The sequence below is a fragment of the Halomicrobium sp. HM KBTZ05 genome, from assembly GCF_041530035.1.
In the GTDB taxonomy this organism is placed as follows: Archaea; Halobacteriota; Halobacteria; order Halobacteriales; family Haloarculaceae; genus Halomicrobium.
In genome coordinates, this window is sequence record NZ_CP168057.1 from 2917719 (window position 1) to 2938275 (window position 20557).

Sequence of the window (20557 nt, forward strand, 5' to 3'; positions counted from 1 at the left end):
ACGGCTGCGGGCTGATCCGTCCTGACGATCAGAGCACCAAGCTACTTTTACGTCGGTCCAGAAGGGCCGACCGATGCCATACTGTCTGGCCTGCGGGACGAAGTCCGATTTCGAGACACAGACGTGTCCGTCCTGTGGGCAGGCGGTCAGACACCGGATCGATCCGCCGGGAGACGCGTTTCCGGAGCCGTCCGAGCCGGAAGTCCCCTGGGAGGAGGGCGACGCCGAATCTGGGGCTGACGACGCCGAATCTGGGGCTGACGACGCCGAATCTGGGACGGACGACGCCACGAACGGGGCCGGGGCCGAGGAGTCGAAGCCACTGGCGGGGATCGACGACACGCTCGCGGTCGAGGACGACGGAGCGGGCGACACTCCGCCGTCGACGGACCCGTCGGGCCCGTCCCCCTTCGCCGATCGCTGGTCGTTCGGCGTGGCGGCGACCTATCCGGTCGACGAGGACTACCGGCCGCTGGTCGTCGGCGGGATCGTGGAACTGATCGCGCTCGTGTTGCCCGTCTTCTCGCTCGTCACCGTCGGGTACGGCTTCCGGCTCTGTGGCGCGGTCGCGCGGGGCCAGCGCGAGCGGCCGGCGTTCGACGACTACGGCGAGTCGCTGGTCGGCGGGCTCCAGTCCCTGCTCGTGGCGGGGCTCTACGGGGTGGTCCTGGTGGTCGGCGGAGGGGCCGCAGCGGCGGTCTGGACCGTCGACGAACCGCTCGGGATCGCACTGGGCGTGACGACCGGCGTGCTGGGACTCTACCCGTTCCCGGCCTCGCTGACGGTCTACGCCGCGACCGGCGAGTTGCGAACGGCGTTCTCGCGGGCGTCGGCCGGTCGGTTCGCGACCTCGGGGACGTACGTCCGGGCGTGGCTCGCCTGGCTCGCCGGGATCGTCGCCGTCGCCCTCGCGGCGGTGCTGTCGGTGATCACGCTCGTCGGCCCCGTCGTCGTCCGGGCCTGGGGCACCTACTCGCTGGGAGTGTTGTGGGGGTACTACTACCGCAGCGCCGCCGCCGCGGGCGTCGTCCCGCCGGCCCCCGACGAGCCCGTTCGGTGAACCGATACGCACAACGGGCTCGCGAGCCACGGCTCGACTATGCCGACCGCGACAGCCGACGGCGTCGCAGTACACTACGAGCGCGACGGGGACGGCGAGACAGTGGCGTTCGTCAACGACGTAGGGGCCGGCGCGTGGCTCTGGAGCTGGCAACACGGCGTCGTCGCCGGGCCCTACGAGAGCCTCGTGTGGGATCTGCGTGGGACCGGGCGCTCGGACGCGCCGCCGGGTCCCTACAGTGTTGACCGACTCGCGGCCGATCTTGAGGCAGTGTTTTCCGACGCCGGGGTCGCGCGGGTCCACCTCGTCGGCGCGGGACTGGGCGGGATGGTCGCCCTGGCCTACGCCCACGAGTACGACCGCGGGGCGTCGCTGACGCTCTTCGGGACCGCCGCCAGCGGCGACGCCGTGACCGACCGGCTGGCCGACCTCCGTGCCCCGCTGGACGACCGCGAGGCGCTCGCGGCGTCGCTGCAGACCGCGTTCGCCTCGGACCTGACCGACCATCCGACCATCCGCGAGGAGATGGTCGAGTGGCGGCAGGCCGACGACGCCGACCCGACGGCGTGGGACGCACAGGCCGCCGCGATGCGGTCGTTCGAGGCCCCGCCGCTGTACGAGATCACGCTGCCCACGCTGGTGTTACACGGCGTCGACGACGAGATCGTCCCGGCGTCGGCCGGCGAGTCGCTGGCTCGGGACCTCCCGCGAGGGGAGTACCGCGCCGTCGAGGGCGGCCACTGGGCCTTCGTCGAGGAGAGCGCCGCGGTCTCGGACGCACTGGTGGGCTGGCTCGACGAGCAGACGAGCGACGCGTGACCGGCCGCCCCGCCAGCGGCGTCGCGGAGATCGGCAAATACGACCACGTATCTGTACGCTTTTGTGACTCGACCCGCTGACTAGGAGTGATGAGTCTCAGGATCGCCTTGCTGAACGCGGCCCACGACGGGGCGCTCAACCGCCGGAACTTCCGGCGGGAGCTAGACGCCGACCTCGTCGAGTACGACGTGACCGAACGCGAACTGCCCGACACCTTCGCGTTCGACGGCTGTCTCCTCACCGGGTCCCGCGCCTCCGTCTACTGGGAGGAGCCCTGGATCGCGGACCTGACCGCGTGGGTCCGCGACGCGGTCGACCGCGACGTGGCGTTCCTGGGCGTCTGTTTCGGCCACCAGCTGCTCGCTCACGCGCTGGGCGGCGAGGTCGAGCCGATGGACGAGTACGAGATCGGCTATCGGACGGTCGAGCACGACGGCACCAGCGAACTGCTCGACGGCGTCGACGAGCAGTTCACCGTCTTTACCACACACTCCGACCGCGTCGTCGAACTCCCGCCCGGAGCCGAGCAGTTCGCTGCGAACGACTACGGCATCCACGGGTTCCAGACCGAGGACGTGTTCTCCGTCCAGTTCCACCCCGAGTACGACCCGGAGACGGCCCGCGAGGTCACGCGGGGGAAAGACGAGCAACTCTCCGAGGCACGGATCAAGCAGGTGCTCGACGGGATCACGGCCGAGAACTACGACGCCGCCTGCGAGGCCAAGCGACTGTTCGACAACTTCACGCAGTACCTCCGAGAGCGAGCTGTGACGGGGGAGTCCGGCGGCGTCGCGGCCGCAGACGACTGATCGGTCGGACGCCGACTACACTCCGATCCGGTCGAGCACCCGCTGTTCTACCACGAGGACGACGACGGCCACCACGATCAACAGCGCCGCCCGCGGCGTCGTGAGGATCCCCAGCGAGACGATGAGCGTCGTGGCACACGCGGGAGCGTGGCCGGTGTCGGTGGCGACCATGCCGGCGGTCGTCAGGCCGACGGCGACGACGCCGCTGGCGGCCAGTCGGAGCGCCGAGATCGACCCCGGAGTGGTCAGCGTGTCGATGCCGATGCCAGCGCCCAGCGCGTGGAACGCGACCAGTCCCGCGAGGACGCCGATGGCGTGGCCGGCGACGACGCGGCGCGGCGCACACTCCGGGGCCGCCGGGGTCGTCGCGAAGAGGTACGCGGTGGGACCGAGGCTCGGAAAGAGGAAGGGGAGACCGCTGAGCCACACCGCACCGGCCAGCGTCGACAGCAGTGTCGCCGCTCTGACCGCCTGCCGAAGCCACAGCGCTCGCGGTGCCGTCACTGTGCCGGAGGCTGCCGATCTGTACAGTAAAGCGTGCTGTTTCCGGGCAGTGCCGACGCGTGTCGTTACGGCCTCCGTCACCGGTCGTGTTTAGTTTGGAGCATTGTGCCAGCTGGCGAAGGCTTGGAGCCAATTTTCGGCTGTCTCCGGTTCGACGTGACTGAAGCAGTTCGAAAACGACGAGGTTCGGCGCTTCAGTTCGCGGAAAATCCGTTCGACAGCATTCCGATTTCCGTGGCGAGATATTTGAAATCGCAGTCCTGCTCGTTGTAGCGCAGTTTGGAGGTGTTGAGCGCCATCAACGAGAAATTCGGCAGTTTCGACATCATGTTTCTGCCGAAGTTCGCGCAGGAAGATTTCGGTGAGGGAAGTCGTGGTAGTCGAAAAGAGACGAACGTGAAGCAGATCGTTTGTGGCGGGATCTGCGGCGGCGTACAGCCAAAATTGCTCGTCGTTGATCCGAATCACTGTTTCATCCACCGCAACTTGATTCGGAGATCGGCCAGAGTCTGGCTGTAGATCGGCTTTCTGAACCCAATCGTGGATCGCCTTCCGACTGCGTTGGACACCCAGTGCTTCGAGCAAATCGACGGTATTCGACAGCGAGAGTCCCGCAAGATGGGACTGAATACCCAGCGCCATCGCCGGTTCGGGTGTCCGCTCACGCTCCATAAAATCCAAATCAATCCACTCTCTACTCCCACTGAGGCGGGTGATTTCTGGCATAGAGCACCAAGAAGTTCTCCCGCCTCACTTTTCACGCTTAACTAAACACGACCCCGTCACCGCGGACCACACTTTTGCCCGCGCCACGCGTAGCGGTCGTATGCTCGACTATCTCGACCTCGAAGCCGACCGCGACGGGGAGGCGCGTCTGATCCGCGACACCGCACGCGAGTTCGTCGACGAGCGCGTCCGCCCGTCGATCGGCGAGTGGTTCGAGTCCGGAACCTCGCCCGACCACCTGTTCGAAGCGATGGGCGAGCTGGACTTCTACGCGCCGACGCTGTCGTGGGGAACGCTTCCGGGCGTGAGTCCGGAGGCCTACGGCCTGCTCATGCGGGAGCTAGAGGCCGGCGACTCGGGCGTGCGCTCGATGGCCAGCGTCCAGGGCGCGCTCGTGATGTACCCGATCCACGAGTTCGGCAGCGAGGCCCAGCGCGAGCGGTGGCTCCCCGACCTCGCTGCGGGCGAAGCGGTCGGCTGTTTCGGGCTGACCGAGCCCGAACACGGCTCCGATCCGGCGAGCATGGCGACCACCGCGGTGCCCGACGGGGACGGCTATCGGCTCACCGGGACCAAGACGTGGATCACGAACGCGCCCATCGCCGACGTGGCCGTGATCTGGTGCAAGATCGACGACGGGGACGGCGAGACCGACGGCCCCGTCCGGGGCGTTCTGGTCGATCTGGACGGCGACAGTGTCGAGACCAGCGAGATCGACGGGAAGCTCTCGATGCGGGCCTCCTCGACCGGCGAGATCCACCTCCGGGACGCGTGGGTGCCAGAGGACGCCCTCCTGCCCGGCGTCGAGGGAATGAAGGGGCCGCTGTCCTGTCTCACCGAAGCCCGCTACGGCATCGCGTGGGGCGCGGTCGGGGCCGCCCGAGACTGTTTCGAGACCGCCCGCAAGTACGCGACCGACCGCGAGCAGTTCGGCGGGCCGATCGCCCGCTTCCAGCTCCAACAGGAGAAACTCGCCGAGATGGCGACCCGCATTACGACCGCACAGCTGCTCGCCGACCGGCTCGCGGCGCTGAAGGCGCGGGGCGACCTGCGGCCCCAGCAGGTGTCGATGGCCAAGCGCAACAACGTCCGGATGGCCCGCGAGGTCGCACAGACCGCCCGCGAGATGCTGGGGGGCAACGGGATCACGACCGACTACCCGCCGATGCGCCACGCCGCCAACATGGAGACCGTCTACACCTACGAGGGGACCCACGACATCCACACGCTGATCCTGGGTGCGGATCTGACGGGGATCGACGCCTTCGAGTAGGGAATCGCGTCGCGAGCGGACTGCGCTCTCACGACGACGAAGCGTGACGACCCACACCGCAGGCTGCGCAGTTACCTGTGGCGGCTACTGTCTCCCGAGGTGCGAGTCGAAGGCGGTGACAGTCGGCAGTGTCAGTCCCGCACTGCCGGCGTGTGGAGGTGGTGTTCGATGTGCGCCCAGTCGTCGAACGGCGCTCCGTCGTTGTAGCCCACGTACCCATCGGGAGCGTTGTAGTTCATCGTACTTTCGTAGCGATCTGCACTCACAGTCTTCGAGTCGACGCCGTCGTAGTCGTTCGGTCGGATCCCGTTCGAGTGACCCAGTTCGTGCATGAACGTACTTGCGATGGAGTCGTCGGACAGCGTCTGGTCGCTGTCGTCCCGGGCCGTCTCGAAGAGAAAGGGCCTGTTGTCGCCCCAGCTCTGGGTAACTCCAGCGACGGAGCGACCGTCGTGCCGAGCGTCACCGACCGCGATGCCGTAGTGGTAGCCATCGGCTTCGTGATCGAAGTAGACGGGCATGTAGCGTTGCCGCAGCTCCTCGAGACTCACGCGCTCGTCAGTCTCGATCGCCTCGTCGTAGCTGATGTGGAGTCGGATACCGGTCGAACCGTCCGGGTTCGAGATCGGGGCTGCCGCGTACGCCTTCGTGACCGGATCGAGGGCGTCGGCGGGTGGTTTGTACCCCTCGACGTAGTCCACCTCGACGTAGATATCCATACGGAATGGATCACTCTCGTCGAGAGCGTCGTGGCCGACTTCGGCACCGTCGTCGAGGCCGTCGCCGTCCGTGTCTGCCGCCGTGGGATCGGTTCCGTGAATCTCGACCTCCTCGCCGTCGTCGAGACCGTCACCGTCCGTATCAGCCGCCGTCGTGCCAGTTCGATACTGGTACACTTCCGCGTCGTCGTCGAGGCCGTCGCCGTCCGTGTCGGCCGCCGTGGGATCCGTTCCGTGAACCTCGATCTCGTCGAGATCGGCGAGATCGTCGCTGTCGCTGTGGGCAGAAACAGGGTCCGTCCCGTGAACCTCGATCTCAGCACTGTCGTTGAGTCCATCGTGGTCACTGTCGGCCGACATTGGTGCCGTTCCGTGCGTATACACTTCGTCGCCGTCGTCGAGACCGTCCCCGTCAGTGTCGGCAACTGTCGCATTTGTGCCGAGATCGTGGACTTCGACGCCGTCGTCGAGACCGTCCCCGTCGGTGTCGACGACCGTCGGGTCCGAACCGACCGCGGTTTCCTCGCCGTCTGGGAGGCCATCACGGTCCGTATCAGCGACGAGTGGATCTGTGTCTTGCTGGAGTTCCGCTGCCGCGGGGATTCCGTCACCGTCGAGCGCGACGACGTTCGTCGAGAGCACCAGTCCGGCACTACCCACAGAAAGAGCGACGACGAGGAACACGGCGGCTGAGCGTTGCACACTAACGGTCATCGGAGTGGTTAAAATAAGCACTTCGGATTGCGTATCTCACCGGTGGCAAGACGCCAGTGTCGGTGCGTCGTCCCGGCGGATCACGTGACAGAACGACCGTAGCAACCAATCGAAAAGAGGCGACTGCACGCGGATCGTCGTCGTCGTTTGTCCGGTCGACGGGACGGCGTCGAGCCGAACTATCTGTGGGCCGGGTCGGGAGACGACGGCGAGTCTCTCGGTGGCGTGCGCTCGATCCAGTAATCGAAAGAAGTCCTCACTCCGTCCGGTCGACGTCGAGCTCCTCTTCGAGATCGCCGAGCCACTCGGTCTCTTCGAGTTCTTCGAGCTGCTCGCGGAAGTGAGTCTCACAGACCCCCACAGAGATACCGTCTTTCTCGACTGCGATGTCCGCCTCACTCTCGCAGTAGTGACATTGCATACGATACGATTGGGTCCCTGTGACATTGAATGCTCCGTTCGCCGGTCACTCCGGCGACACGTCCAGGGCGTCCCGGACGCGCTCCCACTGGGCGCTGTCCAGACCGGCCAGGCCCAGTCGGTCGTCGTGCGCGTCGCTCCCGCCGGTCACCAGCAGGTCGTGGCGCTCGATGGCCCGGTCGACGGCCGACAGGTCGGGGTCGTCGGCGTAGGGGTAGGGGCGTTCGACGGCGTCGAGCGTGTCACAGAGCGCGAGCGCGCTCTCGGGGTCGTCGTAGCGCAGCGGATGTGCCAGCCCCACCAGCCCGCAGGCCTCGGTCAGCAACGCCCGGCCTCGCTCGAAAGCGGGGACCGCTCGGGGGACGTAACACGGACAGTCGTCGCCGATGAGGTGGGCAAAGGCACCGTCGACGTCGTAGTCGCTGACTTCCGCGATCGCACGTGCGATGTGTGGCCGACCCAGTCCGGGCCGCGGTTCGATCGGCAACGAGACGGACAGGCGCTCCTCGACGCAGTCGACGATGGCGGCCCCGCGCTCGGCCCGGTTTCGCTGGATGCGCTCGCACTCGGCGACCAGCGCGTCCGTCGGCGAGACACCGTAGCCCAGCAGGTCGAGGCGCTGCTGGCCGGCGTCGACCCGGAGCTCGATCCCGTGGACGACCGTGACGCCCTCGCGTGTCGTCACCGGGGCGTCGAGGTCGGGCGAGAGTCGGTCGTGGTCGGTCACTGCGACGGCGTCGAGGCCGCCACGCCGTGCGGCCGCCGGCACCTCGTCGAGGGACAGCGTCCCGTCCGAGCGCTGCGTGTGGACGTGGAGGTCCGCGACAGTCATACCGGAGCCTGGCCGCCGGAGCCCAAGCCACTTCGGGTCGTGGCCCTTATACACATTAAGGAGTGTATTAATTATTAATAATGAAGGTTTATTATCGTTCATTAACTTTCCAGAGCCATGCGAATGTTCGACAGCGCAGACGAGATGTTCACCGCACAGAGCTACCCCGCGACGACGACCGACCTGATCGAGGCCCACGGCCACCTGACGCTGGAGTTGCCCAACGGCTCGGAGACGGTCGCCGACGTTCTGGGCCGCCTGACCGAAGAGACCTACGACACCGAGAACGAGGCCAGACTGGCGGCCTACAGCGCCGTCAGCCAGAAAGGCATCGGTCGAAAGGGCTACTCCGACCGCGATCCGATCGCGATGGGCGAGGACGGCCCGGATCAGGTCTCGTTCTAGACCACCGTTTTACTGCGGGGGTCGCCGACGGCGACCCCGCTCGCAAAACCGTGGTTCTGCTGAACGCAGTGAAGCAGCGCCCGCTCTGACGGTGGCGAACCCCTTCACGAAGCTACAGCCGACAGTATCAGGCCGACTCGATCTCGTCGTCGTACCGGCGGGTGTAGCGCATGACGGCGTAGAAGATCCCGGACAACACGAGTACCGCACCGCCGCCGTAGCTGGCCATGTTGAGTGGCGTGGGCCGAAACTGGACGCCGAAGAGACCGACCGGGACGGCGGCGTCGTTGCTGATCACGAGACCGACGAAGGCACCGAAGCCCACGCCGAGCGCCAGCGCCGCGACGAACACCCAGCCGACGACGCGCCGCCCCGACGTGGTCGAATCCGTTTCGTTCATGGTAGTGTTGCCGCCTGCTCGACGGCGATACTGGTCGTAACGACTCGACGGGCAAGTGGCTACCGGGACCGAACGAGACAACGCCGGTCCCGTTGCCTGCCGTTCCAGAACTGTGACGAATGCCACATTCGTTATCCTTTTCCCGCGATAGCGCCAACCGACGGCTATGGCAGAGACAACGCGGGCCGTCGGCCACGACGAGCTGGCGACGCTGAAGTTGCTGGCGCTCGACGGCGCGATCGAGGGCGAGCGAAAGGAGTCCTGTTCGGCGCTCGCCGACCGGCTGGACGCCTCCAACCAGACCGCCTCGCGGCGGCTCCAGCGGCTTGAGGAAGCCGAGATGATCGATCGGGACATCGTCGGCGACGGACAGCTCATCCGGATCAGCGAGGTCGGCGAGCGGGCTCTCCAGCGAGAGTACGCCGACTACCGGCGGATCTTCGAGGGAGCCGTCGGCGTCGATCTGGGCGGGATCGTCACCTCCGGCATGGGCGAGGGGCGACACTACATCACGCTGCCGGGGTACATGGAGCAGTTCATCGACAAGCTCGGCTACGAGCCCTTCGCCGGAACGCTCAACGTCGATCTCGTCGACGAGAGCGTCCGCAAGCGCGCGCGGCTGAGCGCCTTCGAGCCCGTCACGATCGAGGGATGGGAGGACGACGAGCGAACGTACGGACCGGCGTACTGCTATCCGGCCTCCGTCGTCGCCGGGGACAGCGAGTACGAGCCCGCCCACGTCATCGCCCCCGAGCGAACCCACCACGGCGAGAGCCAACTGGAAGTGATCGCCCCGGAGAAACTGCGCGACGTGGTCGGCCTGGCCGACGGTGACGAGGTGACTGTCCATGTCTCGGAGCAGTGAGCAGGCAGCGACGGGTGCCGAGGACGCCATCGCGGCGTTCGCACGTGGCCAGCCGATCTTGATCCACGACGCGGCCGACCGCGAGGGCGAGGTCGACCTCGTCTACCCGGCCGGAGCGGTCACGCCAGGGGCCGTCGCACGCCTGCGCAACGACGCTGGCGGGCTGGTCTGTGTCGCGCTCTCGGATGCGGTCGCCGAGACGTTCGGCCTGCCGTTCATGCAGGAGCAACTGACCCACCCCAGCGCCGACGGCCACGACCTCGCGTACGACGAGCGATCCTCGTTCTCGCTGACGGTCAATCATCGGGACACCCACACCGGCATCACCGACGAGGACCGCGCGCTGACGATCACCGAACTCGCGGGGGCCGCCGCCGACCCCGGCGGAACGGCCTTCGCCGACGAGTTCCGCTCGCCGGGCCACGTGACGCTGCTGCGCGGTGCGCCGGACCTGCTTTCCGACCGGCTGGGCCACACCGAACTCGGGCTGGCCGTCGCCGCGGCGGCCGACCAGCCGCCCGCGGTCGTGGTCTGTGAGATGCTCGACGACGAGACGGGCGGGGCGCTTTCGCCGGCCGCCGCGCGTGCCTACGCCGAGCGCGAGGGACTCGCCTACGTCGAGGGGAGCGCACTCGTCGAGCGACTGGGAGCGTCGTCGTAAGTCGCCGTTCGCCGTCACTGTGTCCGAGCGTCGACGCGTTTCACGGACGACTGTCGTGAGAGGGAAGCGACAGGTTTGAGTCGACACCCCGACCAGCTACGGATATGGCCGAAAGCCGCCGGATGGTCCCGAACGAGCGAAAGCTGCTGGTCGTCGTCGGATTCTGTCTCGGCACGGGGCTGGGACCGTTCGTCCTCACCGTCCTGACGGCACCGGTCGAGTTCTTCGCGGGAGAGACCGTCGCGTCCCTGCTGTGGACGACGGTGCAATTCCTCGGCGTCGTCTTCGCCGGGGTCGCGCTCGCGACGATCGATCTCGACGCGACCGGCGCGGCGCGCTGACGCGTCGTCTGGCACGACAGGGAGACACACACATCGTCAACACTCTTAACGATGGCCTGCAATGGCCCGGTATGTACGTCGCTGAGACGATGCGTGGACAGTATCGCGAGGGACAGACCACACGCGGGGGGACGGCTCGATGAGCGAGCGCCCGGAGATGTTCGAGGGCGTCGACGAGATCTGGCAGGACGGCGAGTTCGTCGACTTCGAGGACGCACAGGTCCACGTGCTGGCCCACGCGCTGCACTACGGCACCGGCGTCTTCGAGGGCGTGCGCTGCTACGACACCGACGACGGCCCGGCGATCTTCCGCTGGGAGGAGCACCTCGACCGACTGTACGAGTCGGCGAAGGTCTACGACATCGAGATTCCCTTCGAGCCCGAGGAACTCACCGAGGCGACCGTCGAGTTGATCCGCCGCGAGGGGCTGGAGTCGTGTTACATCCGCCCGATCGCGTTCTACGGCTACGGCCCGCTGGGGCTGAACCCGAGCGAGTCGCCCGTCGAGACCGCCATCGGCGTCTGGCCGTGGGGGGCCTACCTCGGCGAGGAAGCACTCGAAGAGGGCATCGACACGGCGATCTCCTCGTGGCGCAAGCACGCCTCCAGCCAGATCCCGACCAGCGCGAAGACGACCGGTGCCTACGTCAACAGCGTCCTCGCCTCGCTCGAGGCCAAGGGCAACGACTACGGCGAAGCGATCGTCCTCAACAAGGAGGGCAACGTCGCCGAGGGGCCGGGCGAGAACATCTTCCTCGTGCGCGACGGCGAAATCTACACCACCGGCCTGGCGGAGTCGATCCTCGACGGCATCACCCGACGGAGCGTCATCACGATCGCCGAAGATATGGGCTACACTGTCCACGACGACGCGACGATCTCGCGGGGCGAACTGTACGCCGCCGACGAACTGTTCTTCACCGGCACCGCCGCGGAGGTGACGCCGATCCGCAGCGTCGACGACAACGAGATCGGTGCCGGAACGAAAGGGCCGGTCACCGACGAGATCCAGACGCGCTTCTTCGACATCCTCGAAGAACCACCCGAGCAGTACGACGACTGGTTCAAGTACGTCTGAAGGCCGGATCGATCACGTGCGGTGTTGACGCTGACACACTCGACGACACGCGTTCTTCGAACGGTTTCTGGCGGAGTGGCACGGCGAGGCGTAGGACGACCCTGCTCTCTCGATGCTGACCGCCACAAGCATCCGGGCGACCGAACGGTCCGAAGGACCCGGCAGGTCGCCCGGTTCCGGCCTTTTTCGCCCACGTTTTTCGACAAGCGGTGCGCCTTGGGCGCACCCGCAGTCGAAAAAGGTGGTAGTCTAGTCGTCGTCGGCGTCGACGAGTCCGGCCGGGACCTGCGTGTGGTTCTCCTCGGCGTCGCCGAAGCCGGCCGAGAGGATCCGCGTCAGCGCGTCCTCGACGCGCTCGTCGGTCTCCTCGTAGGCGTCGGGCTCGACTTCGATGACGTAGCCGGTCGTGATGTTCGGTGCGGTCGGCAAGAACAGTACGTCTCGGCCGTCCTCGGTCTGTTGGCCGGTCTTGAACGCCGTCATCCGCAGCCCGTCCCACACTTCGAGTTTCACCGGCGTCTGGAGTTCGTCGGCCCCCGAGACGGCCGTCTCGACGGCCATCTTCGAGGCGTTGTACACCACGCGGAGGCCGGGGACCTGGTTCATCATGTCGTCGAGAGCCTGTTCGATCACGTCGCCAAAAGCAGTCCGCATCAGATAGCCGATCGAGAACACGAGGAGTACGAAGACCGCGAGCGTGGTGAGCACGCGGACGAACGTCACCAGCTGTGTCATCAGATGGTGCTCCTCCGGAATATTGAGCAGCGGAGCGAGCCGCTCGGGAGTGATGACGTTCGCGAGCGGTAACGAGGCCAGAATACCGTAGAGGTAGGCGAGTACGTAGACCGTCACCAACAGGGGGAGCAGGATGATCAGCCCGCTCGCGAAGTCACGTTTCCACGTCGCCGAGGCCATGTCAAGTCCGTAGCCCTCCCCCGTTATCAGCCCTTCCCTTCGTCTCTGTCAGACAGCTGCCAGCTAAGAGAGTATCGCCCGCAGGGCGAACAACGCGTTTTCCTTCCGCTCTGCGATCCGTCGATAGAAGTAGGCGAGCCACTCGCCGCCGTAGGGAGCGTACTGCCAGACCTCCGAGTCCGTCGCCAGCGATCGCTGGGCGTCGTCGCGAACGCCCATCAGCATCTGGACCTCGTACGGAGTGCCGTACTCCTCGTGTAGTGACGCGGCGAGGTCGATCATCTCCGGGTCGTGGCTGCCGACGGCGACCTCGCCCCGGAAGTGCTCGAAGAGGTATCGCAACTGGTCGCGGTAGGCCTGATCGATCTCGGCCTTGTCCTGGAGTGCGACCGACTGCGGTGGATCGTACGCGCCCTTGACGAGCCGGATCTTTCCCGGCAGGTCGGCCAGCCGTTCGAGGTCGTCGGGCGTCCGTCGGAGGTTCGCCTGCACGCAGACGCCGACGCCGCCGTCGGTCTGACGGGCGAGCCGTTCGAAGGCGTCGAGCGTCGCGTCCGTCGTCGTGTGGTCTTCCATGTCGATCCAGACGAACACGTCGCGGTCGGCGGCGTGCGTGACGACGCTGTCGAGGTTCGACTGGAAGAGCGCCTCGCTCACGTCGAGGCCCAGTTGCGACGGCTTGATCGAGAGGCACGCATCCAGACCTGCCAGATCGATCTCCTCGACGAGGGCCTCGTAGGTCGCCGTGGCTTCTGCGGCCGGTTCGCGACGATCGTAGTGTTCACCCAGCTGGTTCAGGATGACGCCGATTCCCTCCTCGTTGCACTGTCGCGCGTGCTCCAGCGCTCCGGCGGTCGTCTCACCCGCGACGAACCGCCGCGCCAGTGGCGGAATCATCGTCCGGTGGTACGACCCGCCTCCCTATGAGGTTTGTCACCGAGGCGATCTGTTCCGCACCACGGCACCCGCCCAGGCAGGTGCCGCAGGGAGTCGCCGACGTTAAGCCGCCCGCGGGACAGCACCGCGACATGGACGTACTCGCGATCGTGGCGACGGCGCTGTGGGCGATGCTACCGGCGTACGTCCCCAACAACGCGGCCGTCCTCGCCGGAGGGGGACGGCCGATCGACGGGGGACGGACGTGGGGGGACCGACGGCTCCTGGGCGACGGGAAGACCTGGCGCGGGACCGCTGCCGGCACGCTCGCGGGGACGGCGCTGGCGCTGGCGCTCAACGCCGTCTACGAGCCGGTCGCCGCGACGCTGGGGGTCGTCGCCGACCCGTTCCCGGTGGTGGCCGGCCTGGGGCTGGCACTCGGCGCGATGGTCGGCGACATCGGCGCTTCGTTCCTCAAGCGTCGCACCGGTCGCGAACGCGGGGCGGCGTTTCCGGGGCTCGACCAGCTCGATTTCGTCGTCGGAGCGCTCGCGCTGGCGACGCTGTTCGCACCGGAGTGGGCGCTGGCGACGTTCAGGCCGCCCGTACTGGTCGCAGTCGTCGTGATCACGCCGCTCTTGCACGTCGTCACCAACGGCATCGCGTACGCGCTGGGGCTGAAAGACGAGCCGTGGTGATCGGCGGGCCGGGATCGCGCGGGGCGTGTTCGCCGAGAGCGACGAAAGTGGTGGGCTTTTCTACGCTGGCCGACGACCAACGTGTATGACGACAGCGACGACGGTGCGGCTGGCGACGCGGGGCTCGGACCTGGCCCTGCGTCAGGCCGCGACCGTCACCGAGACGCTCGAAGCGCGGGGGTACACGGTCGAGATCGTCGAGGTAGAGACGACCGGCGACCAGATTCGGGACGAACTGATCCACCGGCTTGGCAAGACCGGGGCGTTCGTCCGCAGCCTCGACGAACAGGTCGTGGAGGGCGAGGTCGACGCCGCCGTCCACTCGATGAAAGACGTGCCGACCGAACAGCCCGACGAGCTGGTCGTCGCTGGCGTTCCCCAGCGGGAATCGCCCGACGACGTGCTGGTGACGCCGGACGGAGCCACCGTCGAGGAGCTGCCCGAGGGCGCGACCGTCGGCACGTCGAGCCTCCGTCGAAAGGCCCAGCTGCTGGCCGAGCGGCCGGATCTCGACGTGCAGCCGCTCCGTGGCAACGTCGACACGCGCATCGAGAAGCTGCTCGCGCCGACCCTCCAGGCCGAACACGAGGAGCGCAGCGAGGCCGAGAAAGAGCGAAAGGAGAGCGTCGACGACGAGGAGTGCGAATTTCCCTACGAGCAAGACGTGGAGACGTGGTTCGACGGGCTCACTGAGATCGAGCGCCAGGCGCTGGGCCGCGAGGTCGAGACGGCGTACGACGCCGTCGTCCTCGCTCGCGCAGGTCTGGAACGGGCCGGGCTGCTCCACCACGTCGAGTACCAGTCGCTCCCGACCGGGACGTTCGTCCCCGCGCCCGGCCAGGGCGCGCTGGCGGTCACCGCGACCGACGGGGAGTTCGCACAGGAGCTCAACGACGCCCTCGATCACCCGCGCTCGCGAGCGGAGACGACCGTCGAGCGGACCGTCCTCGACGAGCTGGGCGGGGGATGTGTCGCACCGCTTGGCGTCCACGCGATCTTGCAGGGCAGCGTGATCCGGACGACCGTGCGCGTCCTCGACCAGGCGGGCGAGCAGGAGGTCACCGCCACGCGTGACCTCTCGGCGGATCGCCACGTCGACGACGCGCGAGCGTTCGCCGCCGACCTGGCCCAACAGGGCGCGGCCGACCTGATCGAGCAGGCCAAGCGAGCGGGCGAGGGCGGCGACGCGGCGACGGCCCAGGGAGCCGGCGACGAATGAGCGACGAGACGGGCGACGACGAGGCGACCGGCACGGTCTATCTCGTCGGCTCTGGCCCCGGCGATCCGGAGCTGCTGACGGTGAAGGCAAAGCGGCTGCTCGAAGCGGCCGACGTGGTGCTACACGACAAGCTCCCCGGCCCGGAGATCATCGGCATGATCCCCGAGGCGAAACGCGAGGACGTGGGCAAGCGCGCGGGCGGCGAGTGGACGCCCCAGGAGTACACGAACCGTCGCCTCGTGGAGCTGGCCCGCGAGGGCAAGGACGTGGTGCGGCTCAAGGGCGGCGATCCCACGGTGTTTGGCCGCGGCGGCGAGGAGCTCGTCCACCTCGCACAGCACGGCGTTCCGGTCGAGATCGTCCCCGGCATCACGTCGGCCGTCGCCGGTCCGGCGGCCGCCGGCATCCCCGTCACCCACCGCGACCACGCGTCGTCGGTGTCGTTCGTCACCGGTCACGAAGACCCCACGAAGTCGGAGTCGGCCGTCGACTGGGAGGCACTCGCCGCGACCGGCGGCACCATCGTCGTCCTGATGGGCGTCGGCAAGCTGCCAGAGTACACGGCCGCGCTCCGTGAGGCCGGCATGGACCCCGAGACCCCGGTCGCGTTGATCGAACGGGCGACCTGGCCCGGCCAGCAGGTCGCGACGGGCACCCTCGACAGTATCGTCGACGCCCGCGACGCGGCCGGTATCGAGCCGCCAGCGATCACCGTCATCGGCGACGTGGCGGCGACGCGGGCGGCGGTGCTTGAGTTCCTCGTCGGAACAGCGGACGACTCGGCGGGCGACGGAGGTGCCGACGATGCGTGAGGAGCCACGGCTCAGCGTCGCCGTGTTCCGCCCCGACGACGAGCGGACCACCCAGGCCGTCGCGTTGCTGGAGTCGCTCGGTGCCGACCCGGTCCCGGACCCGATGCTCGCCGTCGAGGCGACCGGGGCGCGGCCCCGATCCGACGCGGACTACGTCGTCCTCACGAGCAAGACCGGCGTCGAGCTGGCCACAGAGGCCGGGTGGGACCCCGGCGACGCGACCGTCTGTGCGATCGGCCGGCCCACCGCAGACGTACTCGAAGACGCCGGCTACGCGGTCGATCTGGTGCCCGAGGAGTACTCATCGAGTGGCCTGGTCGCCGCGCTGGAAGACGATGTCGACGGCGCGCGCGTCGAGGTAGCGCGCTCGGATCACGGCTCGGCGGTCCTGACCGACGGACTGGAAGCGGCCGGCGCGTACGTCCACGAGACGGTCCTCTACCGGCTCGTCCGGCCCGAGGGGGCCGGAGCGTCGACGGAGCGTGCGGCGGCCGGCGACCTCGACGCCGCGCTGTTCACCTCCTCGCTGACCGTCCGGCACTTCCTCGCGGCCGCCGACGAGCGGGGACTCCGAGGGGAAGCGATCGAGGGACTGAACGACGCCGTCGTCGGCGCGATCGGTGAACCGACCCGTGAGACGGCCACGGACGCGGGCATCGACGTCGACGTCGTCCCCGACACCGCCGACTTCGAGACGCTGGCGACGACGGCGGTCGAGGCGGCCGCGCCGAGTCACCGCGAGTGACACTGTCGGCTGTGACGTTACCAGTGTGTCATAGAAGTCTTCAAACTATAGTCAAAGACATTATCTTTTAAGAATATTACAGTCGTAGAAAAGTGCACTAGGTGCACGGCACTTAGAAACGCTCACAGATCGGCATTTTATTTCTGGATAGTTACCATTCTTCCCTAGTTGACGCGATCCAGCGTAGTGATCATAATCTCCCTAGAGCTAGAGACAGTAGGTACAAAGATGATAACGCTGAATCTGTCGGTGATCGTGAGAACTGTTGTATGACACTCTATAGATACAAGCAGCGGTACGGCGGCACGGTTCTTGCTCGAACGTGATTTGGAAAATTTCGTGAACTCGTTCTGAAAGCGACTGTGAGAAATGTCGAGATTGCTCGCTATTGACGATCAGATGGAAGGACCAGAAGAGATATACTATTCTTCGATGTAGCATATTTGCGTATGACTACACGAAGAGAGATCTTGTTTTCAGCTGGAGGAGGAGTCGTCGGTGGTGTAGGTGCTTATATAGGACTGTCCGTACTTTCGACTGGATATGCCGACATCGAGTGGGCAAATAACCGAGACGAAGAAGTATGGATAGAGACAACCGTGACTTCTAATGACAGCTTTTTTTCTTCTTCAGAGGTCGAATACCAAACTAAGTATCGGGTTTTCCCGACACAACATGCCCGAGGTGGTGATTTGAATGTTGTTGAAACAGGGACCTACGACGTTGAAGTGGAAATTGAATCTAAAGATGGGTCACAGAGTGCGGGACCATTTCAAACGAGATGGACTCCAGCCGATTGTTATCATCAAAGACTGATTATCGAAGTATTGGATGATATGTCTGTCGAGTTCCTTCAAAAAGAGTGCTAACTCGGAGATTGAGTGAATAGCGGCACTGTCTAGTTGAGGGATTAAGGAATGAGCAGGCCGTAGCGAGAACTGTCTATGGAACTCGCAGACCTGCTCAGAGAAACGTTGGAAACGGACAGCCAAGACGTTTGGGAGAACGAGCGCACCCCGACACCCGTCCGGCGGTTTGGGGTGCGTCTCCACACGGCAGGGCTGTCGATCAGGGAGACGGTGGCGATCTTAGAGTTGTTGGGTGTCGATCGTTCTCATGGCGCGGTCTGGAATTGGGTGCATACGCTGTCTAAAGCACAGAGCGACCCGCCGACGGCAGCGCCGTCGCGGGTCGCGGTTGACGAGAAACAGATCGAAGTCGATGGTGAGAAACAGTGGCTCTACGCCGCAATCGACACCGATTCAAAACTACTGCTTGAAATCGACGTATTCAGCCGCCGTGGGACCGATCCCGCGGCGGCGTTCCTCCATCGGCTCACCGAGAAACACGATCTCGCCGACACAGAGTTTCTCGTCGATGCTGGTGGCTATCTGACTGCCCTTGCGCGTCACGAATTGAGCGGTCGGCTCGACTATCGAACTCGGAACCACATCGAAAAGTGGTTCCAGACCGTCACCATGCGAATCGACCGCTTCTATACGTACTGACGGGGCAGTCAATCGAACGCCAGACAGTGGTTACAACGCTTCAAACACCATTACAACCACGAACGACCCAATCAAGCACTCGACAGGCGAACGCCAGCTCAGGAGGTCCAGAACTAGACAGTGCCCTGGCGAGCACTGCTGCGCCTGTCGGCAACTGCACGATCAAAGCGGTCACACTGCCATCGACGCGGCGTTTTTCGACCCCGAAAACGTCAGCCAGCACTACTGTCGGCGGACAAATTATCGCGTCCAGACGCTCAAAACAACCGCGCTCGTCGACACAGAAAGCCACGCGATTCTGGATGTTCACTGTACGACCGAGAAACTCCATGACACACAGCTCGGCTGGCAGGCCGCCCACCACAACTCGGACAACCTGACCAGCCTCGCAGCAGACAAAGGGTACGACTAGATGGAGTTGCGTGAGAAACCCTGCGAAGAGAGCATGAGACCGTTGATCAAACACCGCGAGTTCCAGCCCATCGATCACGCGCATAGCGCGCTGATCGATGGGCGTCGATACCGGCAACGAGCGATGTGTGAAACCGTTTTCTCGACGATCAAGCGCACGCAATCTATTACTGAACTATCTCGATACCTTCCCAGTGACCGACTTTTGGTGTAGAGCTATAAATTGGTATCGGCCCACCCGAACAGGATTTCGTCACTCGAAATGAATACTGTTGTTGAATATCCACATCGTACCAACCAGTCTCACTTTCAGCTTCGAAATCCCATCTAACACCTACACTCTCTTCTTGACTTGTGGGAACTGATTCCCCAAGGAGACCGAAGTCAAGATCCCATTCTGTATTCACATATGGATTATTCGTCAGGTTTGGACCATCATAAAAGGCCTTAGAGACGCCGACACTGATTGGTCCAAGTCCGGCACCGATACTGAGAGAGAAACTGTCTTTCCCATCGCCATTGTTCGGGTTATGAGCGGTTGAGTGTATTGAAGTCTGATCATCTTCTTCCTCGGGGTATGCAATAGAGAACTCTGCACCAGTTCCTTCAACATCCCATATTGGACCATACCCTCCAGAGCAACCTTTATTCTCATCTTGAATAGTTGGCTCCTCACTAAAGTATCCTTTTGCAGCCCAAGTGTTTGATTTATGGGTGCCCAATTGGTCGGCATCCAAATCACCATTGGACTGATCAGCCACTACGTACCCTTGATAGGACCAATCTGATAGGTTATTTCCATCCTTTCCAATTGAGCTAAATGTAGGATGACTCATGACTTTGTATCCCATATTTACTCACCTCCTACTAGACGCGTGTCCTTCAGTACATTCTTCAATATTGAACCTCCACTTTGTTGAGAAACACGACTTTGTTGAGGAAATAGAGTATACGCAATCTTATTTTGGCCATCTTTAATGTATCCAGTTAGCCTGTTATCTACAGCTGTCAAACGGGCAGAACTTGGGGAATCTTCATTTGTATTCTTATCTACACTTTTATTATTGAAACGGTACTTTGTTTCTGTGAATTTTTTATTTGCATGATCGAACTTAGTGGCCTTGTTCATATTCACACGGTAGTTCCCGATTCTTAGATTACCTCGAAGATCATCATGAGCCCCGTTGAGCTGGGCAGAAGCCTCTCCAAGAATCTTGTGAGTTACCGGATCATAAGCCAGCCCACTGTATTTATTCCCATTTGATTTACCGGACACGGAGCTAGTACCAAGCGATAGAAAGACTCCGCTACCTACAGATTTGATTACTTTGCGACGGTTGGTCTTTTTGACCATATTCAATTACATTTCTATCCCACATTAAAACTTATGATGGAGGTAATATATCCCCACCTATGCACTATTTATTAAATGCTATAATAAAATTAATAACCCTGAAATTAAGACTGATGTCTCAATGCATACGAGACTGGTTCCGAGGAAACTTTGCCTAGAGCTTAATTCGACGAGGGCGTCTCAGATAAGATTCGCCCCACTACTCACTCTAGTGTTTAGTTAAGCGTGAAAAGTGAGGCGGGAGAATTTCTTGGTGCTCTATGCCAGAAATCGCCCGCCTCATGGGAGTTAGAGACTGGATTGATTTGGATTTTGTGGAGTGCGATCGGACACCCCAACCAGCGATGGCGCTAGGAACCCACCCAGAGCCGTGAAACGCGGTCTTTAAACTCG

The 20557-nt window shown here is 64.2% G+C and carries 24 protein-coding genes and 3 pseudogenes; 17 read left to right on the forward strand and 10 right to left on the reverse strand.

Features of this window, described 5'->3' with window-relative positions:
- Positions 1 to 73: 73 nt before the first annotated feature.
- The 3 genes from ACAH01_RS15205 (at position 74) to ACAH01_RS15215 (ending at position 2688) form a co-directional block, all read left to right on the forward strand.
- Positions 74 to 1060 carry a DUF4013 domain-containing protein gene (locus ACAH01_RS15205; RefSeq protein WP_372479751.1) on the forward strand — a complete coding sequence of 329 codons (987 nt, stop codon included), beginning with the start codon at positions 74 to 76 and terminating at the stop codon, positions 1058 to 1060.
- A gap of 39 nt (positions 1061 to 1099) precedes the next feature.
- Positions 1100 to 1879, forward strand: a complete 780-nt coding sequence (locus ACAH01_RS15210; protein ID WP_372479752.1) for an alpha/beta fold hydrolase — start codon at positions 1100 to 1102, stop codon at positions 1877 to 1879.
- A gap of 89 nt (positions 1880 to 1968) precedes the next feature.
- Entirely contained in the window at positions 1969 to 2688 is a 720-nt protein-coding gene (locus ACAH01_RS15215; protein ID WP_170093316.1) for a type 1 glutamine amidotransferase, read from the forward strand.
- Positions 2689 to 2703: 15 nt separating this feature from the next.
- Here the strand turns inward: ACAH01_RS15215 and ACAH01_RS15220 are convergent, their stop codons facing one another.
- Positions 2704 to 3192 (reverse strand): HPP family protein, encoded by a 489-nt coding sequence (locus ACAH01_RS15220; RefSeq protein WP_372479753.1) that lies wholly within the window; start codon positions 3190 to 3192, stop codon positions 2704 to 2706.
- Between the two features lie 90 nt (positions 3193 to 3282).
- Complete coding sequence (locus ACAH01_RS15225) at positions 3283 to 3918, reverse strand: IS6 family transposase (protein ID WP_372479081.1); 636 nt, start codon at positions 3916 to 3918, stop codon at positions 3283 to 3285.
- A 100-nt stretch (positions 3919 to 4018) separates the two neighbouring features.
- On the opposite strand from ACAH01_RS15225, the gene ACAH01_RS15230 reads away from it, so the two are divergent.
- Complete coding sequence (locus ACAH01_RS15230; RefSeq protein ID WP_372479754.1) at positions 4019 to 5191, forward strand: acyl-CoA dehydrogenase family protein; 1173 nt, start codon at positions 4019 to 4021, stop codon at positions 5189 to 5191.
- Positions 5192 to 5322: 131 nt separating this feature from the next.
- Here the strand turns inward: ACAH01_RS15230 and ACAH01_RS15235 are convergent, their stop codons facing one another.
- The 3 genes from ACAH01_RS15235 to ACAH01_RS15245 form a co-directional block, all read right to left on the reverse strand.
- Positions 5323 to 6612, reverse strand: a complete 1290-nt coding sequence (locus ACAH01_RS15235) for a hypothetical protein (protein ID WP_372479755.1) — start codon at positions 6610 to 6612, stop codon at positions 5323 to 5325.
- Positions 6613 to 6880: 268 nt separating this feature from the next.
- Positions 6881 to 7045 (reverse strand): DUF6757 family protein, encoded by a 165-nt coding sequence (locus tag ACAH01_RS15240; protein ID WP_170093314.1) that lies wholly within the window; start codon positions 7043 to 7045, stop codon positions 6881 to 6883.
- Between the two features lie 45 nt (positions 7046 to 7090).
- The gene (locus ACAH01_RS15245) at positions 7091 to 7876 is read right to left on the reverse strand and encodes a PHP domain-containing protein (RefSeq protein WP_372479756.1); all 786 of its coding nucleotides are present in this window, start codon (positions 7874 to 7876) and stop codon (positions 7091 to 7093) included.
- Between the two features lie 117 nt (positions 7877 to 7993).
- Here ACAH01_RS15245 and ACAH01_RS15250 point away from each other — a divergent pair, with 117 nt between their 5' ends.
- Positions 7994 to 8281 carry a DUF2795 domain-containing protein gene (locus ACAH01_RS15250; protein ID WP_170093312.1) on the forward strand — a complete coding sequence of 96 codons (288 nt, stop codon included), beginning with the start codon at positions 7994 to 7996 and terminating at the stop codon, positions 8279 to 8281.
- Between the two features lie 127 nt (positions 8282 to 8408).
- On the opposite strand, the gene ACAH01_RS15255 is transcribed toward ACAH01_RS15250, so the two are convergent.
- A complete protein-coding gene (locus ACAH01_RS15255) occupies positions 8409 to 8681 on the reverse strand; it encodes a hypothetical protein (RefSeq protein ID WP_208627698.1) in 273 nt (90 codons plus the stop codon).
- Between the two features lie 166 nt (positions 8682 to 8847).
- Between ACAH01_RS15255 and ACAH01_RS15260 the strand changes: the two genes are divergently transcribed.
- From ACAH01_RS15260 to ACAH01_RS15275, 4 genes are all read left to right on the forward strand, one after another.
- A complete protein-coding gene (locus tag ACAH01_RS15260) occupies positions 8848 to 9546 on the forward strand; it encodes a DUF120 domain-containing protein (protein ID WP_153552101.1) in 699 nt (232 codons plus the stop codon).
- Positions 9530 to 10207: a 3,4-dihydroxy-2-butanone-4-phosphate synthase gene (gene ribB / locus ACAH01_RS15265; protein ID WP_372479757.1), complete on the forward strand. Its 678-nt coding sequence runs from the start codon at positions 9530 to 9532 to the stop codon at positions 10205 to 10207. Before ACAH01_RS15260 ends, ribB begins: the two co-directional genes overlap by 17 nt.
- Before the next feature lie 104 nt (positions 10208 to 10311).
- Positions 10312 to 10548, forward strand: coding sequence for a hypothetical protein (locus tag ACAH01_RS15270; protein ID WP_372479758.1), 237 nt, complete (start codon positions 10312 to 10314; stop codon positions 10546 to 10548).
- Between the two features lie 139 nt (positions 10549 to 10687).
- The gene (locus tag ACAH01_RS15275; RefSeq protein WP_206039123.1) at positions 10688 to 11626 is read left to right on the forward strand and encodes a branched-chain amino acid transaminase; all 939 of its coding nucleotides are present in this window, start codon (positions 10688 to 10690) and stop codon (positions 11624 to 11626) included.
- Positions 11627 to 11875: 249 nt separating this feature from the next.
- On the opposite strand, the gene ACAH01_RS15280 is transcribed toward ACAH01_RS15275, so the two are convergent.
- Together ACAH01_RS15280 and ACAH01_RS15285 are read right to left on the reverse strand one after the other, a co-directional pair.
- Entirely contained in the window at positions 11876 to 12541 is a 666-nt protein-coding gene (locus ACAH01_RS15280) for a DUF502 domain-containing protein (RefSeq protein ID WP_153552104.1), read from the reverse strand.
- Positions 12542 to 12604: 63 nt separating this feature from the next.
- Positions 12605 to 13438 carry a proline dehydrogenase family protein gene (locus ACAH01_RS15285; protein WP_372479759.1) on the reverse strand — a complete coding sequence of 278 codons (834 nt, stop codon included), beginning with the start codon at positions 13436 to 13438 and terminating at the stop codon, positions 12605 to 12607.
- Between the two features lie 131 nt (positions 13439 to 13569).
- Here ACAH01_RS15285 and ACAH01_RS15290 point away from each other — a divergent pair, with 131 nt between their 5' ends.
- The 7 genes and pseudogenes from ACAH01_RS15290 to ACAH01_RS15320 form a co-directional block, all read left to right on the forward strand.
- Entirely contained in the window at positions 13570 to 14115 is a 546-nt protein-coding gene (locus ACAH01_RS15290; protein ID WP_170093306.1) for a CDP-2,3-bis-(O-geranylgeranyl)-sn-glycerol synthase, read from the forward strand.
- An 85-nt stretch (positions 14116 to 14200) separates the two neighbouring features.
- Positions 14201 to 15334, forward strand: a complete 1134-nt coding sequence (gene hemC, locus ACAH01_RS15295) for a hydroxymethylbilane synthase (RefSeq protein ID WP_372479760.1) — start codon at positions 14201 to 14203, stop codon at positions 15332 to 15334.
- Positions 15331 to 16146: a uroporphyrinogen-III C-methyltransferase gene (gene cobA, locus ACAH01_RS15300; protein ID WP_372479761.1), complete on the forward strand. Its 816-nt coding sequence runs from the start codon at positions 15331 to 15333 to the stop codon at positions 16144 to 16146. Before hemC ends, cobA begins: the two co-directional genes overlap by 4 nt.
- Positions 16139 to 16891 (forward strand): uroporphyrinogen-III synthase, encoded by a 753-nt coding sequence (locus ACAH01_RS15305; RefSeq protein WP_372479762.1) that lies wholly within the window; start codon positions 16139 to 16141, stop codon positions 16889 to 16891. The genes cobA and ACAH01_RS15305 overlap by 8 nt, the downstream gene beginning before the upstream one ends.
- 449 nt (positions 16892 to 17340) lie before the next feature.
- On the forward strand, positions 17341 to 17760 hold the full coding sequence (locus tag ACAH01_RS15310) for a hypothetical protein (RefSeq protein WP_372479763.1): 420 nt from the start codon (positions 17341 to 17343) through the stop codon (positions 17758 to 17760).
- A gap of 75 nt (positions 17761 to 17835) precedes the next feature.
- Positions 17836 to 18516, forward strand: a pseudogene (locus ACAH01_RS15315) (IS6 family transposase).
- Positions 18517 to 18970: pseudogene (locus ACAH01_RS15320) on the forward strand (transposase); the annotation flags it as partial. It lies immediately after the preceding pseudogene.
- Positions 18971 to 18977: 7 nt separating this feature from the next.
- Here ACAH01_RS15320 and ACAH01_RS15325 read toward each other — a convergent pair.
- Together ACAH01_RS15325 and ACAH01_RS15330 are read right to left on the reverse strand one after the other, a co-directional pair.
- Complete coding sequence (locus ACAH01_RS15325; protein ID WP_372479764.1) at positions 18978 to 19661, reverse strand: hypothetical protein; 684 nt, start codon at positions 19659 to 19661, stop codon at positions 18978 to 18980.
- 2 nt (positions 19662 to 19663) lie between these two features.
- Positions 19664 to 20164, reverse strand: a complete 501-nt coding sequence (locus ACAH01_RS15330; RefSeq protein ID WP_372479765.1) for a hypothetical protein — start codon at positions 20162 to 20164, stop codon at positions 19664 to 19666.
- 260 nt (positions 20165 to 20424) lie between these two features.
- Between ACAH01_RS15330 and ACAH01_RS15335 the strand changes: the two are divergent.
- A pseudogene (locus ACAH01_RS15335) lies at positions 20425 to 20520 on the forward strand (IS6 family transposase); the annotation flags it as partial.
- Positions 20521 to 20557: the final 37 nt, after the last annotated feature.

Coding starts and splice junctions, on each gene's coding strand:
- ACAH01_RS15205 (WP_372479751.1), top strand. CDS start 74: ATGCCATACTGTCTGGCCTGCGGGACGAAGTCCGATTTCGAGACACAG.
- ACAH01_RS15210 (WP_372479752.1), top strand. CDS start 1,100: ATGCCGACCGCGACAGCCGACGGCGTCGCAGTACACTACGAGCGCGAC.
- ACAH01_RS15215 (WP_170093316.1), top strand. CDS start 1,969: ATGAGTCTCAGGATCGCCTTGCTGAACGCGGCCCACGACGGGGCGCTC.
- ACAH01_RS15225 (WP_372479081.1), bottom strand. CDS start 3,918: ATGCCAGAAATCACCCGCCTCAGTGGGAGTAGAGAGTGGATTGATTTG.
- ACAH01_RS15230 (WP_372479754.1), top strand. CDS start 4,019: ATGCTCGACTATCTCGACCTCGAAGCCGACCGCGACGGGGAGGCGCGT.
- ACAH01_RS15240 (WP_170093314.1), bottom strand. CDS start 7,045: ATGCAATGTCACTACTGCGAGAGTGAGGCGGACATCGCAGTCGAGAAA.
- ACAH01_RS15245 (WP_372479756.1), bottom strand. CDS start 7,876: ATGACTGTCGCGGACCTCCACGTCCACACGCAGCGCTCGGACGGGACG.
- ACAH01_RS15250 (WP_170093312.1), top strand. CDS start 7,994: ATGCGAATGTTCGACAGCGCAGACGAGATGTTCACCGCACAGAGCTAC.
- ACAH01_RS15255 (WP_208627698.1), bottom strand. CDS start 8,681: ATGAACGAAACGGATTCGACCACGTCGGGGCGGCGCGTCGTCGGCTGG.
- ACAH01_RS15260 (WP_153552101.1), top strand. CDS start 8,848: ATGGCAGAGACAACGCGGGCCGTCGGCCACGACGAGCTGGCGACGCTG.
- ribB (WP_372479757.1), top strand. CDS start 9,530: ATGTCTCGGAGCAGTGAGCAGGCAGCGACGGGTGCCGAGGACGCCATC.
- ACAH01_RS15270 (WP_372479758.1), top strand. CDS start 10,312: ATGGCCGAAAGCCGCCGGATGGTCCCGAACGAGCGAAAGCTGCTGGTC.
- ACAH01_RS15275 (WP_206039123.1), top strand. CDS start 10,688: ATGAGCGAGCGCCCGGAGATGTTCGAGGGCGTCGACGAGATCTGGCAG.
- ACAH01_RS15280 (WP_153552104.1), bottom strand. CDS start 12,541: ATGGCCTCGGCGACGTGGAAACGTGACTTCGCGAGCGGGCTGATCATC.
- ACAH01_RS15285 (WP_372479759.1), bottom strand. CDS start 13,438: ATGATTCCGCCACTGGCGCGGCGGTTCGTCGCGGGTGAGACGACCGCC.
- ACAH01_RS15290 (WP_170093306.1), top strand. CDS start 13,570: ATGGACGTACTCGCGATCGTGGCGACGGCGCTGTGGGCGATGCTACCG.
- hemC (WP_372479760.1), top strand. CDS start 14,201: ATGACGACAGCGACGACGGTGCGGCTGGCGACGCGGGGCTCGGACCTG.
- cobA (WP_372479761.1), top strand. CDS start 15,331: ATGAGCGACGAGACGGGCGACGACGAGGCGACCGGCACGGTCTATCTC.
- ACAH01_RS15305 (WP_372479762.1), top strand. CDS start 16,139: ATGCGTGAGGAGCCACGGCTCAGCGTCGCCGTGTTCCGCCCCGACGAC.
- ACAH01_RS15310 (WP_372479763.1), top strand. CDS start 17,341: ATGACTACACGAAGAGAGATCTTGTTTTCAGCTGGAGGAGGAGTCGTC.
- ACAH01_RS15325 (WP_372479764.1), bottom strand. CDS start 19,661: ATGGGATACAAAGTCATGAGTCATCCTACATTTAGCTCAATTGGAAAG.
- ACAH01_RS15330 (WP_372479765.1), bottom strand. CDS start 20,164: ATGGTCAAAAAGACCAACCGTCGCAAAGTAATCAAATCTGTAGGTAGC.